Origin of the sequence: Faecalibacterium sp. AF28-13AC (assembly GCF_003478405.1) — a bacterium.
Classification (GTDB): domain Bacteria; phylum Bacillota; class Clostridia; order Oscillospirales; family Ruminococcaceae; genus Faecalibacterium; species Faecalibacterium prausnitzii_E.
On sequence record NZ_QUFG01000002.1, the window covers coordinates 141445 to 157641 of the forward strand.

The window sequence follows — 16197 nt, forward strand, 5'->3', positions numbered from 1 at the left end:
TACCGACTTGCGCCTTGGTGATACGGAGCCGGTTATTGTCCGGAAGTACCGTAGATTTCGGGATAGAATTTCTTGACGGCTTCAGCGCGGTTGATCAGGACATCGGCCCATGCGTAATCGGCTACGAAGACGGTGTAATCGTCCGGGTCCTTGGGGATGTTGGGCAGGATGTTGTTCTGGTTCAGGTGGCTTGCCAGTGCGATATCCACCGGCATCTTGGCCAGCTCATAGCAATCCTTGATGAAGCGGTGGGGCAGCTCCGGGTCCGTGCCGGTCTTGATGACGCCTTCCTTGCTCATCTGTCCGACACCGAGGCCGCCGTGCAGGGCGCAGCGGTAGGTCTTGCCGGTCTTCTCGTCGGTATCCTCAAAGAAGAAGCTGGTCACGCCCGGCGTATGGCCGGGGCACAGGCGGAAGGTGATGGTGAAGCGGCCCATGGTCAGGGGGTGCTCCATATCGTAGAAATTCGTGACCGTGTAGGGGGTGACATACGCAGGGAAGGTGTCCTCCGCGTGCTTCTGATGCTCGGCCTCATCCTCCTTGGACAGCCAGATCTCGGCACCGGTCATCTCGTGCAGGACCCGTGCGCAGCAGGAGTGATCCCCGTGCCAGTGGGTCAGGAAGATCTTCTTGATGTCCTTGGGGTCGTGGCCGGAACGCCAGATGCGGTCGATCAGCAGGTACAGCGTCTCCGGGCACAGGCCGGTATCGATCAGGATCAAGCCCTCGCCGGTATCCAGCAGGAAGGACGCGACGTTGTCCTGCCCGCCCACGTTCCAGACGTGGGGCGCATTGCGGTAGACCGGGATGGCATGCTCCCAATGGGTGGCCAGTGCCTCCTTGCTCATGCCCAGACGCCCTTCGGTCGAGGCGTAATGAAATTTCTTTTCCATGGTTTGCGCTCCCTCTTTCCGGTTACTTGTTGCCGTACACTTCGGGGTAGAACTCCTTGGTGGCATCGGCGCGGTTGATCAGGACATCGGCCCATGCGTAATCGGCCACGAAGACGGTGTAATCGTCCGGGTCCTTGGGGATGTTGGGCAGGATGTTGGCCTGATTCAGATGGCTGGACAGCGCAATGTCCACGGGCATCTTGGCCAGCTCGTAGCAGTCCTTGATGAAGCGGTGTGCCATCTCGACGGGGTAGCCCAGCTCCTGCAGGTTCTGCGGGCGCATCATGGGGTTGACGCCCAGACCGCCGTGCAACGCGCAGCGGTAGGTCTTGCCGGTCTTCTCGTCGGTATCCTCGAAGAAGAAGCTGGTCACGCCCGGCGTGTGGCCGGGGCACAGCTTGGTGCGGATGATCATATTGCCCATGACGATGGGCTTGTCGTCGTCATAGAAATTGGTGACGGTGTAATCGGGGATCTCCATCGGCGGGATGTGCTTCCGGAACTCCTCATCGTGCAGGGAGCGCTGATGCTCGACCTCGTCCTCCTTGGACAGCCAGATCTCGGCACCGGTCATCTCGTGCAGGTAGCGTGCGCAGCTGGAATGATCGCCGTGCCAGTGGGTCAGGAAGATCTTCTTGATGTTCTTGGGGTCATGGCCGGAACGCCAGATGCGGTCGATCAGCAGATACAGCGTCTCCGGGCACAGACCGGTATCGATCAGGATCAGGCCGGCACCGGTGTCGATCAGGAAGGATGCGACGTTGTCCTGACCGCCTACGTTCCAGACGTGGGGTGCATTGCGGTAAACCGGGATGGCGTGCTCCCAGTGAGTCGCCATTGCCTCTTTGCTCATGCCGAGGCGTCCGGCCGTCGAAGCATAGAAGAATTTCTTTTCCATAAAACGAACCTCCCTAGAACAACTATATCACATCACCCGTAGATCGGGAAGAAGAAGTTGGCCGAAAGCGAAATGGTCACGATCGCGATCAGAATGTACGGAACGGTGAACTTTGCCACCTGAGACAGCTTGTAGTTGCCTGCTGCGTAGATCAGAGCGGTCTCGGCTGCACCGGAGGGGAAGCCCAGAGAGATGACGTTTGCGATGGCAACGATCAGCATGATGCCGCGGGGATCCCAGCCGCCTGCCAGACAAACCGTAGCACCGACGGTGTACAGGATGTTGGACGTTGCGGAGTTGGACATCAGGGTGGTCATGATGATGCAGACGGTGCTGAACAGGAACATGACAGCCAGAGAAGAAGGATGGCCGCCCAGAACGCCGAGGATCGCGTTGCCGATCAGGTCGCCTGCGCCAGACTTGGTCATGGCAGCTGCCACGCCCAGAACGCCGGCCATCAGGAAAATCATGTCCGCAGTCAGAGCCTTGGTCACTTCGGGAACGCTCAGAGCCTTGCCGTAGATCAGGACCAGAACGCCCAGAGCGGGAGCAACATACATCAGCTTGCCGGTCCACTTGTTCAGGACGAGGACAGCCATGACAGCGATGAAGACGACGTAAACCAGAGTTTCCTGTGCCTTGGGAAGGGTCTTGGTCTCCTTGACCTCTTTTGCCTCTGCTGCGTTGACGGTGCCGCGCTTGGGCAGGAGCTTCCATGCGACCAAGCAGTAAATGGTCAGGCAGACAACGGGCAGGATGGAGACCCTGAACTTGTCGAACATGCCGAGCCAGTAGCCTTCATCGGTGATGATGGTGCCGTAGATGGCGTTGATGGTCGCAAAGCTGGTGGCACCCATACCAATGGGCAAGAAGCCCTTCCATGCACAGCTGATGCCCAGCATCGGCATAAGCAGACGGGTGGGGGTGACTTCGCCGTCGTTGCTCAGGGATGCGAGGAAGACGATCATGATGGAGAAGGTTGCGGTTGCGGGGATGAACTGGACGAATGCGATGACGATCAGATAGAAGAACAGGATCAGGACGATGCCCTTTTTGCCGCTCAGGCTGTTGACCTTATTACGGATATAGGGAACGATGCTGGTCTTGGTGATGGCAGAACTCAGCGCCATCATGGGAGCGACCAGAATGATACTGTTGTTGGTGAAGCCGCCGAACGCTTCCGAGGGGGAGAGGATACCGAACGCTGCCAGCAGTGCGCAGCAGGTCATTGTGGTAACGCCCATGGGGAACTTCTGCCACACGAACATTACGATCATGAAGGCGAGGATCGCCAACGTGATAATCAACTGGGATGTCATAAGTGAATTGCCTCCTTTTGTTTTTTACGACCAAGGGCCGGAGTGTAAGCACTCTTGCCGGACGGGGCGCCACCGTCCGGCAACTCGCACAGAGCTGGACCTTACACTCACAGCAGCCTTTTTGCTCATTCTAGCCAAAAGTTTTGCATACAGCAATTCGCTTTTCGACCGATTTTGACTCTCAATTTTTGACGGACGCCACAAAATTGCAAAATGTGAATTTTGTGGTTCATTTTTTGATTCATTTCGTTTCAATTTTATGGAATACAAGTGGCACGGGGAAAATTCGGGCTTGCACCGGGGGGATCCACCCTCTCAAACCTGCCTCCTTTGTAAAAGCTTCGGAATCTTTTTGTAAAACCTCCGGGAGCTTCCGGTTTCAGCTCCTCCGCCTATATGAAATTTTTTGAAACGCAGAAGTTCACATTCTGCGCCGAATCGTTCAGAAAACCGAACGTTTGTGGGATGCGGATAAATTTTTGTTAAGTTTTTAGCAGATTTCCCGATTGTCGAAGAAGGGGAAAAGTTGTAGCATAGCGATATGGAAATGGCATGTGTGCACACAGAAAACATTTTCGGAGACAGCTCTGGCCGGTCAGTGCGGAACACGGACAGGGTAAAGGTAAAAGAAGTAAGTAAAAGAAAAGGAGCCGTTTCGTATGGAACTTTATATTGTGCTTGCGATCATGGCGTTCATGATTGTCGGCTTCCTCCTGAACAAGTGGCCATTCGGCCTGACCACCATGACCTGCTGCGTCCTGCTGGCCCTGACCGGGGTATTCACCATCCCGGAAGCCTTTGCAGGCTTCTGCAACAAGACCCTGATCCTGCTGGTCGGTATGTTCGGCATGGTCTCTGCATTCCAGAAGACCAGCGTTGTGGATAAGATTCAGGCTCAGATGCTCCGCCTGAAGGGCAAGAGCGGCATGGCGCTGGTCATCGGCCTGTACGTCGTGGTCATCGGTCTGGCCTGCTTCATGCCCACCACCGCCAACATGGTCGTCATGCTGATGTTCCTTGTCGGTCTGGGCGATTCCGGCGAAGTCACCCCCACCCGTATGACCATCCCTCTGCTGGCCATGATCGCCATCTGGGGTTCCAAGCTGCCCATCGGCATGGGCGCTGCCAGCCACCTGAACCTGAATGCCCGTTACGAAGGCATGCTGCCCGAAGGATCTGAGGGCATGCTGCTGGACCTGATGACCCGCTTCAAGGTCATGATCCTGCCCTGCATCATCCTGACGGTCTACTGCCTCTTCGCTTGGAAGTGGCTGCCCAACAAGAAGTTCGACTCCTCCAAGCTGGAAGGCAAGGGCGGCAAGAAGAAGGAAAAGACCCCGCTGCCCAAATGGCAGGAGAACCTGATCCTCGGCCTGTTCCTCGTTGTCATGATCTCCCTGTTCTTCAGCAAGCAGCTGGGTGATTATATGTACCTGATCCCCGTCACCTGCCTGCTCATCATCACCTTCTCCGGCTGCATGTCCGTGAAGGAGACCATCAACGCCATCACCATCGACGCCGTCTGGATGATCGCTGGTGTTCTGGTCATTGCCGACGCTCTGGGCAAATCCGGTGCCGGTGACGTCATCGGCAACACCATCCTGAAGATTCTGGGCGGCAACCCCAGCGGCCTGTTCGTCATGTTCGTGTTCGCAGTCGTCACGGTCGTGATGACCACCTTCATGTCCAACTCCGCGACCTCCAATGTCCTGATCCCCGTGGCAGCTTCCGTTGCCATTGCAGCCGGTTGGGATCCCCGCGGTCTGGTGCTGATCGTTTCCTTCTGCTCTGGCATCGCCATCGCATTCCCCTCCGGCTCGCCTGCCTGCGGCATCGCCTATGCCTCGACCGGCTATAAGCTCAGCGAGACCTTCAAGTTCACGCTGCCCTTCATCGTGCTGGCCGTCATCAGTATCGTGCTCAGTGCAAACTTCTTCTGCCCCATTTACGGCTGATCACACGAACCGCCCGGCGGCCAGAGCCGTCGGGCGGCTTTTCTGAAAAAGAACCGAACGAAAAGAGGTCGATTTTATGTCTTTGCGTCCCCAGATCCCCGTCCGCACCAGCGAGAGCGATGCCACGCTCTCCTTCATCCGTCAGATGGGCGTGGAAAACGTCAGCCTGATGCTCAAGCCCGATGAGATCAACCGGGAAGTCCTGCAGCAGCAAAAGGAAAAGCTGGCCCGCTTCGGCATGACCATTTCGGATGCGGCCTGCAATGAGCTGCAGAAAAATAAGAGCATCCACCTCAACCTGCCCGACCGCGATTTCCAGATCGAGCGGTTCAACAACATGCTCCGGGTGCTGGGCGAGGAGAAGATCCCCTTCACCTCCATTGCATGGCAGCCCAACGGCATCCTGCGCACCGACCACCGGGTCGGCCAGCACACACGCGGCGGCAACAGCGCGTTCTGCGACCAAGCCGAGATCCTTGCCCGCCCCAACGCCGAAAGCCGAGCCTACACGGAGGAGGAGATCTGGGAAAACTTCGCCTACTTCATGGAAAAGGTCGTCCCCGTGGCCGAGGAGACCGGTGTCCGGATGGCGCTGCACCCCAACGACCCGCCGCTGGCCTGCATGGCAGGCATCCCCAGCCTGATCTATAATATGGAGTGCTACCGCAAGGCCTTCAAGGCAGCAGGCGGCAGCAAGGCGCTGGGCATCAAGCTCTGCGTGGGCTGCTGGCTGGAAGGCGGCAGCGACTTCGGCGACCTGATGTCGGACATCAAGGAGCTGTGCGACGACGACCGGATCCTCTGTGTCCACTTCCGCAATGTGGACAGCCCCCTGCCGGTGTTTGAGGAAGTGCTGGCCGAGGACGGCTACGCCGATATGTACGCCATCATGAAGCAGTTGGTGGCCTGTGACTGCAACGCCGTTATCTCCATCGACCACGGTTTCAAACCCATTGAGGGCTTTGGCGGGATGCCCGGTTCCTTCTGCTACCCCACCGGTTTCATGAAGGGTCTGATCTATGCCGCCGAAAAAGAGCTTGGCAAGCGCTGAGCTGCGTAAAATCAGTGAAAAAAGGTCGGCAGCTTTCCGGAGCTGCTGTCCTTTTTCATCCATTTAGTTCGATACAAAACAGCTTTGGGAAACGTGAAGGAGGAATCGCAGGTGGCCGCGCAGAAACAAAGGTTCAAGCTGGTGACCGACAAAAAATTCTATAAACGGGTGCTCAGCATCATGCTGCCGGTGGCGCTGCAGCAAGCCATCAATATGGGCGTCAACATGCTGGACACCATCATGCTGGGGCAGTTCGGCGAAGTGCAGATCTCGTCATCCAGTCTGGCAAACCAGTATTATAATTTCTTTACCATCTTCTGCATGGGCATCATCGGCGGCAGCAGCGTGCTTGCCGCGCAGTACTGGGGTGCCCGTGAGGTGGAGAAGGTACGTCAGACCTTCAATATGGCGCTGCGGATGGCGCTTACGCTGGCCTCCGTCTTTGCCGTTCTGACATGGTGCTTCCCCGCCCAGATCATGAGCATCTATACCTCAGAGGCTCATGTCGTGGAACAGGGCGTGCGGTACCTGCGGATCACGACCTTTGTCTTTATCATCCACGGCACCAGCCTTGTGGCTGCCCAGTTGATGCGCTCAGTCGGGCAGGCGCAGCTTGGCCTGATCGTCAGTTGCGTGTCCTTCGTGGTCAACCTGATCGCCAACTATGCCTTCATCTTCGGCAAATTCGGTGCTCCCCGGATGGAAATCGCCGGTGCCGCACTGGGCACCCTGCTGGCCCGCACGTCGGAGTTCCTCGCCACCTTCGGTTACATCCTCTTCAAGGACAAGGAGCTGGGTCTGCGGATCAAACACCTGCTGCACATGCCCGGCGAGGAGTTCTTCTCCAACTATCTCCGCCTCGGCCTGCCGGTGCTGGTCAGTGACGGCCTGCTGGGTCTGGGCGGCAACATCGTCAGCATCATCCTCGGCCACATGGGTGCCGCGGTGGTGGCCGCAAACGCCATCTGTCAGGTCATCGACCGCCTGTTCACCGTGGTGATCCAAGGCATCTCCAACGCGTCCAGCATCGTTACCGGCCATACGCTGGGCGAAGGCTCCCGCGAGAAGGCCATGCAGCAGGGGTATACGTTCTATGTACTGAGCATCTTCTTCGGCCTGATCGCCGCCGTGATGGTGCTGGCCTGCGGCCCGCTGACCATCGCCATGTACACCCTGAACGACGAGACCATCCTCATGACCGAAGAGATGATGGGTGCCTACGCGGTGATCGTCTTCTTCCAGTGCATCCAGTCCGTCATGACCAAAGGCGTCCTGCGCGGCGGCGGCGATACCAAGTTCCTGATGAAGGCCGACATCCTGTTCATGTGGCTGGTGTCCATCCCGCTGGGCGGCGTGGGCGGCCTGCTGCTGGGCTGGCCTGCTTGGCTGACCATCCTCGCCCTGCGCGTGGATTATGTGATCAAGTCGGTGTGGTGCATCAGCCGCCTCAAGAGCGGAAAGTGGATCCACACCGCCGACGGCATCGCGGAAGAAGAGCCGGAAAAAGTGACCGACTGAGCCGGAATGCCACGGCCCGCTTTCTCCTTTGCCTGAGTCGGATGTCAAAAGCCGCCCCCTGCGCCGGAATGATATGCTACCCCCAGAGTATTCAGAGTTTTGTTTTTACTCTGTCTACTCTAGGGGTAGCATATCAAATTGCGTGAGGGCTTGAGAGAGCACCAATAAAGCGCAAAGCCCCCCGGTTTCTGTGATAGGAAGCCGGAGGGCTTTTTGCATCTTGTTTTGTAAGCGGAAAGAGGGTACAATGATAGCAGAAGTACGCACATCAATGAGGTGATACTATGCTGAACATTTTTTACGGTGATATGAAGGAAGCGGTGTACAATACGGCTTCTTATTTCAAATACGATTACGAAGAAGACTGGATCGTTGATCCGATGGTCAAGGAAATGATTCAGGATGTGGATAAGTCTACCGTTATCGACAGTGGTGTAATTGACAGCCCGGTTTTTGGTAAAATTCCACCGATTGGTTTATCTGGTGGCGTAAAGACACTGATTTTGGTAAAGTTTGAGCCAGAGAAAGTGTTCAATGTATCGACTTGTGGTGACAACTGTGCAAAGTGGCTGCTCAAAATTGCAGAGCAGGAGAATCGCACGGTGAATTTGTGTCACCTGATGGATTTTGGCAAAAAGCCGTTTACAATAAAAGTGCTGAATACGAATCAAATCGTTCACAGTATGGAAGAGCTGATTTTGGCCGCAGGTGAGTTTGTGTAAAGGGGCTGACAGAAATGAAAGGCATTCATAAAGTGGTCGTTGGCACAAAGTACCTGAAATATGAATTTGAACTGCGACGCAACCTGACCATTATTCGCGGGGATAGTGCAACGGGAAAAACGACCCTTGTGGATATGATTCGCACCCATATGAACGATGGAGAGAGTGGGCCGGTCACTCTGAATTGTGATAAAGGTTGCTATGTGGTAGAAGGACGCCTTTGGAAGGGACAACTTGACAATATTCAGGACAGCATTGTTTTTATCGACGAAGGAAATGAGTTTGTCAAGACCAAAGATTTTGCACGTGCGATTCAGCAGACCGACAACTATTACGTCATCGTGACCAGAGAGGGTTTGTCTGCCTTGCCATACAGTGTGGAAGAGGTGTACGGAATCCGGACCTCTGGAAAGTATGGGGCACTGAAACAGAGCTATCATTCGTTCTATCGAATCTACCCGGATAGTACGACTGAGAATATTAAGCCGGAGAAGATCCTGACGGAAGACAGCAATTCGGGTTATCAGTTTTTTGACGCGGTCTGTGCAGAGCATCAAATGCAGTGTGATACTGCAAATGGAAAGTCAAATGTGTTTTCCTATTTGAAGGCGCATAAGGATGAAAAGATTCTGGTGATTGCAGATGGCGCTGCCTTTGGCCCGGAAATGGATAGGGTGTTGCAGTTGGTGCTGACAAGAGAGAATCTGGAACTCTATTTGCCAGAATCTTTTGAATGGTTAGTGCTTTCTTCTGGAATCCTGAAAGATACGGAGGTTGCACAGATCTTGCAGACACCGTCTGACTACATCGACAGCAAGGAATATTTTAGCTGGGAGCGTTACTTTACGGCGCTTCTGACGGAGAAAACGGCGGGAACATATCTGAATTATACCAAGAAAACGCTGAATGAGGCCTATCTGAGGGATGGTGTGAAAAACGCGATTTTGGGACAGATGCAGAAAGTCGAATTGAAATAAAATCAAAAGAAAGTGGAATCGTAATGAGGATACAGTATACATTAAAGGTTTATCCGGCAGGGCTTGGGCGCAGCGTATACAGAACGATAACCATCTGTGGTACGGATACACTGGATCAGCTCTGCATGGCGATTTTGAATGCATTTGGTTTTACGGCAGAGCATCTGTATGAATTTTGCATGGACAACAAGATGTACAGCGAAGACTGCTATCGATTCAATCCGATGGAAGATGACCTGTTTGACGAAGATGATGCAGAAGGAACCGATATTGCATTAGATGAACTGGGGCTGATCGAAGGACAAAAATTCTCGCTCCATTATGACTTTGGCGATGATTGGATGTTTGCCATCCGTGTGATGAAAATAGAAGAAGTAAAAAAACATCGCAAGCCGATGCTGCTCAGTTCAAAAGGAAGCGTTGAGCAGTACCCGGAGGGAGAAGAATGATGTCCAACGCTCTGTAATTTTGGCACCCGCCCAGGCTGCGATCAAGAACCCCCGCAAGTAATCGCGTGAGGGCTTGAGAAAGCACGAATAAAGCATAATGAACCGCCTCGGTTTCCGAAAGAGGAAGCCGGGGCGGTTTTTTGCGCTCACGGAGGGGCAGATGAAAAACACAGTATGAATATATACAATATAAAAATGAATATATGCTAAAATTTCGGGAAAATACTTGCATTTTCATTAAAATGGGTGTATTATGACACCTGCCGACGAAATGCCGACAATCAACAAGAGAGGGATCGATACTATTATGTCTTTGAAGAAGAAAATTGCTGCGGCTTTCATCGCCTGTGCGATGACGCTTGCCGTGGTTCCTTCCGCCTTCGCCTGCACGGCACTCTATGTCGGCAGCGACCTCACCGAGGATGGCACCACCATGTTTGGACGGATCGAGGATCTGGGCACCAACGATTACAACAAGCTGTTCAACATCAGCCCCGCCGGGAAGCACACCGCGGGCGAGGTGTACGAGGGCTGCTACGGCTTTACCTACACCTTCACCCACGACAGCTACCGCTACACCGCCCGCCGGGACGACAACGGTCTGGGTGTCTGCCCGGACTGCGACAGCACCCACGAGCACACCCCCTATGAGGAGGCCGGTACCAACGAGAAGGGCGTCATGGTCTCTGCCACCGAGTCTCTCTACGGCACCGACGCCGTGCTGAGCGTAGACCCCTATGTGGACAACGGCATTGAGGAAGCCGAGATCACCACGGTGCTGCTGAGCGAAGCTTCCACGGCCCGCGAGGGTGTTGCCCTGCTGACCTCCATCTACGACAACGCCGGTGCAGCCGGCGGCTCCGGCGTGTTCATTGCCGACCAGAACGAGACCTGGTTCGTGGAGAACCTGACGGGCCACACCTACCTTGCCCTGAAGCTCTCCTCCAGCGTGGTCTTCATGCAGCCCAACATCGCCGCTATGGGCAAGATCGATCTGGATGACACCGACCATGTGGTGGCCTCTGCCAACCTGATCTCCGTGGCCCAGAAGGCCGGTACCTTTGTGGGCGACGCCGCTGCCAATGTCATCGATCTGGATGCCTCCTACAACGGCGACATCGCATCGGACCGCATGGCAGCCGGCCTGAACTACCTGTACGGCACCGACACCTTTACGAAGGACAACTACAGCGAGACCGACTTTGCTATCAGCAACGTCGGCGAGAACGGTGCCATCGTTCCGGTCTACTCCAACATCCAGTTGACCAAGAAGTTCTCGGTGGAGGATTCCATCCACTTCTTTCAGACCGAGCCCATCGGCAAGACGGGCAATGTGGAGACGCATCTGTTCCAGGTGAGCGCCACCGGCGATCTGAACACCGCCATTACCGAGTGGACCGCTTTTGACGACGACGTGTACAACGCCTTCGTCCCTTACTATCCGATGCTGACCACCGACACCGCAGATGTCTACAAGGTCTCGGTCCACACGGTCACCCGCTCCGACGAGCAGCCCACCGAGGGCGTCTGGTATCAGGATGCCAAGGGCCGCTACTACACCTACCCGGACGACTGGACCGACTCCTTCTACGGCGTGCGTGACGCCCTCTCCAACCTGCTGACCTACGGCAGCAATGGCAATCAGGTCACCGCAAAGGATCGGGCAGCAGCCAAGGCCAGCTATGCCGCGCTCCAGCAGGAGATCATGGCCGACTACGCCGATATGAAGGCCGCCGTTGCCGCCGCCGACACGCTTGAGGCCAAGCAGGCTGCCGCCACCAACGCCAGCAATGCCATGAGCCAGAAGGTGTACAACACCACCCTGAAGATGTACAATAAGCTCCAGGCCAAGACGGCCGCCCGGGCATGGGTCAGCTCTCTGCTGCACTGAGGCTTTGCAGCGCCTGAGGCGTTTCCCATAAAACCGCAGCGCCCCCGGTTTCCATGACAGGAAGCTGGGGGCGTTTTGTGTATGACTGCTCCTTGCAAACGCCGCCCATTCGTTTTATATGACAAGGCAAAACTGCCGGAATTCTATAAAAGCCAAGCATACAATAAGGTTCACCGTCAGTTTTGGCGGTGAGCCTTATCATATCATAGCACCGTCTGCTTTTTTGTCGTTTTGGCGCAGAAAAAGTCCCATGAGACCGGGGACGGCAGTACGCCGTCCGGGTTCCATGGGGCTTGTTGTTTGCAGGGGGGGAAGCGGCGTTACCGCAGATCCCGCAGCCGGGAGGCGGGGAGATGCGTCTTCAGGCAGTCCCACACCGCGTCCCGCTCCTCGCTGTTGACAAGGTAGGCTTGGGTCTGCTGGACGTAAAGGTACACGGCGTCCGGGGTGCGGTAGGCCACGTGAAGGTCCTGCCACGGGTACTGGTGGCTGGGCTGGGGCTTGTCCTGTTCTCCGGCCATCCAGACGGAAAGGCCTGCATCGTCCAGCCGGAGGCGGTAGAAGGGCCGGGGGAGGCCCAGCTTCTGGATCGTGGTGCGCAGGTCCCGGAAGAAGGTGTAAAAGTACACTGCCGGGAGCCCCAGCGCCACCATAGCCAGCACTACCGCCAGCAGGGAAGCCCCCTCCCGCACTCCCACCTGCGACAGGCAGATGCCGGAGGACCCCAGCAGGATGGCGGCGAACAACAGGGGCCGCTGCCAGCGCTTTTGGTGGTGGAACAGGTCGAAGGAACGGAATTTCTGGAACGATTCGGCGTCCATGGTGACAGAGGTCGTAATGGGCTGCGACATAGACAAGCATCTCCTTTTTTAGTCATAGTACCATATTCTTTTTCAGCAGGCAAGGGAAATCTTGCACAAATGGCCCAAAACGTGGTAGAATAAAAATATCTATGGGGCAAAAAACAAGCCGGGGAGGGGAAAACCTTGCATCGACAAAGTACGCTGAAGCAGCGGATGGTGCTGTGTCTGACGGCATTTTTTGCCGCGCTGGCGGTTCAGATCGTTCTGAGCTTTTACCAGTCCGGCACGGTGCTGCGGGAGCTGGACGACCAGATGGGCAACTTCAACGCCATCAGTCGCTTTCAGAACGGGGTGGAGCGCAGCCTTACGGCGTTGGACGACTACCGCTGGGAGTACGGCGACACCGATGCGCTGCTGGCAGAGCTGGACAGTGCCTTTTCCGTTACCAATGCGTGGCTGTGGCGCATCAACGGCAGCCTGGACACGGTGAGTGAGGAGCGGTACCTGCTGTACAGTGCCGTCTGCACCACCTATGACAGCTACACCGCCCTTGTGGAGGAGCTGCGGGCTGAGATCGCCGCCGGGCAGGACGCTGCGGCGGCCCAGCTCTACTACGAAAAAGTCTCGCCCTGCGGCGGCTATCTGCGGCAGTACGCCCAGCAGCTGCTGAACACCGCCATCTCAGACGCACAGAGCACCTACACCACGGTGTCGGCCCTCAGCAGCCGGGTCAAGTGGGCCCAGACGGTGGTGGTGGGGCTGTGCCTTGTGCTGGGTCTGGTGATGGCATGGTCCCTCATGCGGCTGCTGACCCCGGTGCAGGAGATGATCGGGGCATCGCAGGCCATCATCCGGGGAGAGCTGGAGACCCCGGACATCCCGGTGCCCCGGCAGGACGAGGTGGGCCAGCTGACGGACGCCTTCAACCACATGAAGCACTCCATGGCCCAGCAGGTGAACACCCTGCGGGAGAAAAACGAGATGGAGCAGGCGCTACACCAGCAGGAGACCCAGGCTCTGGAGCTGCAGAACCGCATGGAGCGCAGCCGGATGCAGCAATTGCGCAGTCAGATCGACCCGCATTTCCTGTTCAACACCCTGAACGTCATATTGCAGACGGCAGGGCAGGAAAAGGCCTACCGCACCCAGGCGCTGATCACGGCCCTGAGCCATCTGCTGCGGTACAGCCTGATGAGCAACGATGAGCAGGTGCCGCTGGCCCGCGAGGTGCGGATCGTAGATGAATACTACTCCATCTATCACGTCCGCTTTGGTGACCGTGTAAAGATGCGGTGGTGCATCTCGGATTCCATTGACCTGACCGAGACGATGGTGCCTTCGTTTATTTTGCAGCCCATTGTAGAAAATGCGTTTAAGCATGGGATCGCCCCCAAGGAAGAGGGCGGTGCAGTGCGCATCCGCATTACGCCGCTGCGGGAACAGGGGCTGCTGCGGATCAGCGTGTGTGACAATGGTCTGGGCATTGAACCGGAACAGCTGGCCCGGCTGCAGGCAGGGCTGGCGGCCCCCGGCGACCGGTGGGAGCACATTGGTGTGTATAACGTGGCGGCGCGTCTGCGGCTGCTGGACAAGCGCTGCCGGTTCGAGGTGCGCTCACACCCAGGGCGGGGCACGGCGGTGAGCCTGTATCTGCCCCTTGTGGAATTGACAGAAGAGGAGGACTTGGATGATGATTCGCCTGTTGATTGCGGATGACGAGCGGCTGGAGCGGGAAGCGCTTGTGGAAATGGTGTCCCGGCGCTTTGAGCATGAGGTGGTGCTGGAGACCGCCGAAAATGGCCGCAAGGCTGCGGATGCCGCCATCCTGTGGGGAGCGGACCTCATTTTGATGGACATCGAGATGCCGGGTATGAGCGGTCTGGATGCTGCCCGCGCTGTGTTGGCCCAGCGGCCCGGCTGCCGGGTCGTCTTCGTCACGGCCTACAGCCTGTTCCAGTACGCCCACGAGGCGGTGCATCTGGGGGCCTGCGATTATCTGCTGAAGCCGGTGGACCCGGACGAGCTGGAAGCCTCCATCCGCCGGGCCATCCGGCAGATCGAAACGGAGCGGAAGCTGGAAGCGCTGGCCCCGGTGCAGCCGGAGCCGGAAGCTCCCACCGCCCCGGAGGCCCCGGCACCCGCCCACCCGGAAAGTGAGAACCAGCAGACCGCCCTTGTAATGGCCCACGTGCGGCGGTATCTGGAAGACAACTATATGTTTGACATCTCGCTGGACAGCGTGGGGGAGATCCTGCACATCAGCCCCGCCTACCTGTCGGCCCAGTTCAAGAAATACCAGAAGATGAACTTCCTGGACTGCCTGACGGAGCTGCGCATCAACGCCGCCAAGGAGCTGCTGAACGACCCCTTCCGCTCCTCGGCGGAGGTGGCCTCCATGGTAGGCTATGAGGACGCCAGCTACTTTGCCCGTGCCTTCAAAAAGCGCACAGGCGTCACCCCCACTCAATACCGGAAACAGGCCGCCAAGGCCGCCAAAGACCAGCAGGAGGAGGCACTGTGAGCCGGGCGTTTACCCGGCGGCAGGTGCTGGCGGCGGCCGCCGGAGCCATGCTGGGCTTTGGGGCCTGCCAGAAGCAGGAAACGGCCTCGGACAAGCCGGAGCTGGTGCTGCGCTACACCGAGAACCAGCCGGAGGATTACCCCACCACGCAGGCGGCTCTGGCCTTTGGAAATCTGCTGGAAGAGCAGACCGGAGGCCGGGTGAAGGTGGCCGTGTACAGCAAGGGAGAGCTGGGGGCGGAGATGAGCGTCATCCAGCAGATCCAGTTCGGCGGCATCGACTTTGCCCGTGTCTCGCTGAGCCAGCTGGCAGAATACATGCCCGCCCTGAACGTGCTGCAGCTGCCGTTCCTCTATCAGGATGCCGACCAGATGTGGCGTGTGCTGGACGGAAGCATCGGGGACGAGTTTCTGACCCGGCTGGATGCGATCGACCTGACTGGGCTTTCCTGGTTTGATGCCGGTGTGCGCAGCTTCTATACCCGCCAGAAGGTCACATGTCTGGCAGAGCTGCAGGGGCTGAGGCTCCGTGTGCAGGAATCCGACACCATGAGCATGATGGTCTCGGCTCTGGGGGCTGACCCGGTGCAGGTGGTGTACAGTCAGGTGTACGCGGCCCTCCACAACGGCCAGATCGACGGGGCGGAAAACAACTGGCCCAGCTATGAGGCCATGAGCCATTACGAGGTGGCGCCCTACTTCCTGCGGGATGAGCATACCCGCGTACCGGAGATCCAGCTGGCCAGCATCCCGGCAATGGAAAAGGTGGCCGCGCTGGACCCGACGTTTCCGGACATCCTGCGCAGCTGCGCGCGGGAGTCGGCGCTGATCGAGCGCACCCTCTGGGCCGAGCAGGAGGAGGGTGCGGAACAGGAGATGCTGGCCCGTGGCATTGTAGTCACCGAGCTTTCCAGTGAGGAAAAACAGAAATTCCGCGCTGCAGTCCAGCCCCTGTACGATCAGTTTGCGGACCAGTCGGAGCTGATCGCCCGCATTCAGAACAGTTAAAAATATCAGGAAGAATCCCAGCCGTTGGCAGGTATGCCCAAAGGCTGGGATTTTTATTTGTGCAGGATGCACAGAAGTTGTTTTCACATTTTTTCGAAAAACAGGACATTTTTTGGAAGCCCTTGTTCTGACCAAGAAATTTTGCTAAAGTATGAACAGTGAATGAACGACAGCACCGCACCTGTGCAGGAGG

Annotated in this window: 14 protein-coding genes; 10 read left to right on the forward strand and 4 right to left on the reverse strand. The window is 57.0% G+C overall.

What is annotated here, in order from left to right; translation table 11 throughout:
- Window positions 1-32: 32 nt before the first annotated feature.
- Genes DWY95_RS03205 through DWY95_RS03215 form a run of 3 tightly spaced genes read right to left on the reverse strand, consistent with a single transcriptional unit; the run spans window position 33 to window position 3110 of the window.
- Window positions 33-893: an MBL fold metallo-hydrolase gene (locus DWY95_RS03205; RefSeq protein WP_158577513.1), complete on the reverse strand. Its 861-nt coding sequence runs from the start codon at window positions 891-893 to the stop codon at window positions 33-35.
- Between the two features lie 22 nt (window positions 894-915).
- The gene (locus DWY95_RS03210; RefSeq protein ID WP_118552304.1) at window positions 916-1791 is read right to left on the reverse strand and encodes an MBL fold metallo-hydrolase; all 876 of its coding nucleotides are present in this window, start codon (window positions 1789-1791) and stop codon (window positions 916-918) included.
- Between the two features lie 32 nt (window positions 1792-1823).
- Window positions 1824-3110: an SLC13 family permease gene (locus tag DWY95_RS03215; protein ID WP_118552306.1), complete on the reverse strand. Its 1287-nt coding sequence runs from the start codon at window positions 3108-3110 to the stop codon at window positions 1824-1826.
- Window positions 3111-3769: 659 nt separating this feature from the next.
- Between DWY95_RS03215 and DWY95_RS03220 the strand changes: the two genes are divergently transcribed.
- From DWY95_RS03220 to DWY95_RS03250, 7 genes are all read left to right on the forward strand, one after another.
- Window positions 3770-5065, forward strand: coding sequence for an SLC13 family permease (locus tag DWY95_RS03220; RefSeq protein WP_118552308.1), 1296 nt, complete (start codon window positions 3770-3772; stop codon window positions 5063-5065).
- Between the two features lie 76 nt (window positions 5066-5141).
- Window positions 5142-6116, forward strand: coding sequence for a mannonate dehydratase (locus DWY95_RS03225; protein WP_118552310.1), 975 nt, complete (start codon window positions 5142-5144; stop codon window positions 6114-6116).
- A gap of 111 nt (window positions 6117-6227) precedes the next feature.
- Window positions 6228-7634 carry an MATE family efflux transporter gene (locus tag DWY95_RS03230; RefSeq protein WP_118552312.1) on the forward strand — a complete coding sequence of 469 codons (1407 nt, stop codon included), beginning with the start codon at window positions 6228-6230 and terminating at the stop codon, window positions 7632-7634.
- Between the two features lie 284 nt (window positions 7635-7918).
- Window positions 7919-8356, forward strand: coding sequence for a DUF4869 domain-containing protein (locus DWY95_RS03235; protein ID WP_118552314.1), 438 nt, complete (start codon window positions 7919-7921; stop codon window positions 8354-8356).
- A gap of 14 nt (window positions 8357-8370) precedes the next feature.
- Window positions 8371-9333 (forward strand): translation initiation factor 2, encoded by a 963-nt coding sequence (locus DWY95_RS03240; RefSeq protein ID WP_118552316.1) that lies wholly within the window; start codon window positions 8371-8373, stop codon window positions 9331-9333.
- Window positions 9334-9356: 23 nt separating this feature from the next.
- Window positions 9357-9782: a hypothetical protein gene (locus tag DWY95_RS03245; RefSeq protein ID WP_118552318.1), complete on the forward strand. Its 426-nt coding sequence runs from the start codon at window positions 9357-9359 to the stop codon at window positions 9780-9782.
- A 307-nt stretch (window positions 9783-10089) separates the two neighbouring features.
- Window positions 10090-11673: a C69 family dipeptidase gene (locus tag DWY95_RS03250; protein WP_243082550.1), complete on the forward strand. Its 1584-nt coding sequence runs from the start codon at window positions 10090-10092 to the stop codon at window positions 11671-11673.
- A 320-nt stretch (window positions 11674-11993) separates the two neighbouring features.
- Here DWY95_RS03250 and DWY95_RS03255 read toward each other — a convergent pair whose 3' ends face one another.
- On the reverse strand, window positions 11994-12524 hold the full coding sequence (locus DWY95_RS03255) for a YcxB family protein (RefSeq protein ID WP_118552320.1): 531 nt from the start codon (window positions 12522-12524) through the stop codon (window positions 11994-11996).
- 135 nt (window positions 12525-12659) lie between these two features.
- On the opposite strand from DWY95_RS03255, the gene DWY95_RS03260 reads away from it, so the two are divergent.
- Genes DWY95_RS03260 through DWY95_RS03270 form a run of 3 tightly spaced genes read left to right on the forward strand, consistent with a single transcriptional unit; the run spans window position 12660 to window position 16004 of the window.
- Complete coding sequence (locus DWY95_RS03260; RefSeq protein WP_243082552.1) at window positions 12660-14192, forward strand: sensor histidine kinase; 1533 nt, start codon at window positions 12660-12662, stop codon at window positions 14190-14192.
- Complete coding sequence (locus DWY95_RS03265; protein WP_243082554.1) at window positions 14164-14997, forward strand: helix-turn-helix domain-containing protein; 834 nt, start codon at window positions 14164-14166, stop codon at window positions 14995-14997. The genes DWY95_RS03260 and DWY95_RS03265 overlap by 29 nt, the downstream gene beginning before the upstream one ends.
- Window positions 14994-16004: a TRAP transporter substrate-binding protein gene (locus DWY95_RS03270; RefSeq protein ID WP_243082557.1), complete on the forward strand. Its 1011-nt coding sequence runs from the start codon at window positions 14994-14996 to the stop codon at window positions 16002-16004. Before DWY95_RS03265 ends, DWY95_RS03270 begins: the two co-directional genes overlap by 4 nt.
- Window positions 16005-16197 lie beyond the last annotated feature (193 nt).

What these genes read in the sequence shown, in the direction of transcription:
- DWY95_RS03225 (WP_118552310.1), top strand. Translation starts at nt 5,142, where the DNA reads ATGTCTTTGCGTCCCCAGATCCCCGTCCGCACCAGCGAGAGCGATGCC.
- DWY95_RS03240 (WP_118552316.1), top strand. Translation starts at nt 8,371, where the DNA reads ATGAAAGGCATTCATAAAGTGGTCGTTGGCACAAAGTACCTGAAATAT.
- DWY95_RS03255 (WP_118552320.1), bottom strand. Translation starts at nt 12,524, where the DNA reads ATGTCGCAGCCCATTACGACCTCTGTCACCATGGACGCCGAATCGTTC.
- DWY95_RS03220 (WP_118552308.1), top strand. Translation starts at nt 3,770, where the DNA reads ATGGAACTTTATATTGTGCTTGCGATCATGGCGTTCATGATTGTCGGC.
- DWY95_RS03210 (WP_118552304.1), bottom strand. Translation starts at nt 1,791, where the DNA reads ATGGAAAAGAAATTCTTCTATGCTTCGACGGCCGGACGCCTCGGCATG.
- DWY95_RS03265 (WP_243082554.1), top strand. Translation starts at nt 14,164, where the DNA reads ATGATGATTCGCCTGTTGATTGCGGATGACGAGCGGCTGGAGCGGGAA.
- DWY95_RS03215 (WP_118552306.1), bottom strand. Translation starts at nt 3,110, where the DNA reads ATGACATCCCAGTTGATTATCACGTTGGCGATCCTCGCCTTCATGATC.
- DWY95_RS03235 (WP_118552314.1), top strand. Translation starts at nt 7,919, where the DNA reads ATGCTGAACATTTTTTACGGTGATATGAAGGAAGCGGTGTACAATACG.
- DWY95_RS03245 (WP_118552318.1), top strand. Translation starts at nt 9,357, where the DNA reads ATGAGGATACAGTATACATTAAAGGTTTATCCGGCAGGGCTTGGGCGC.
- DWY95_RS03205 (WP_158577513.1), bottom strand. Translation starts at nt 893, where the DNA reads ATGGAAAAGAAATTTCATTACGCCTCGACCGAAGGGCGTCTGGGCATG.
- DWY95_RS03250 (WP_243082550.1), top strand. Translation starts at nt 10,090, where the DNA reads ATGTCTTTGAAGAAGAAAATTGCTGCGGCTTTCATCGCCTGTGCGATG.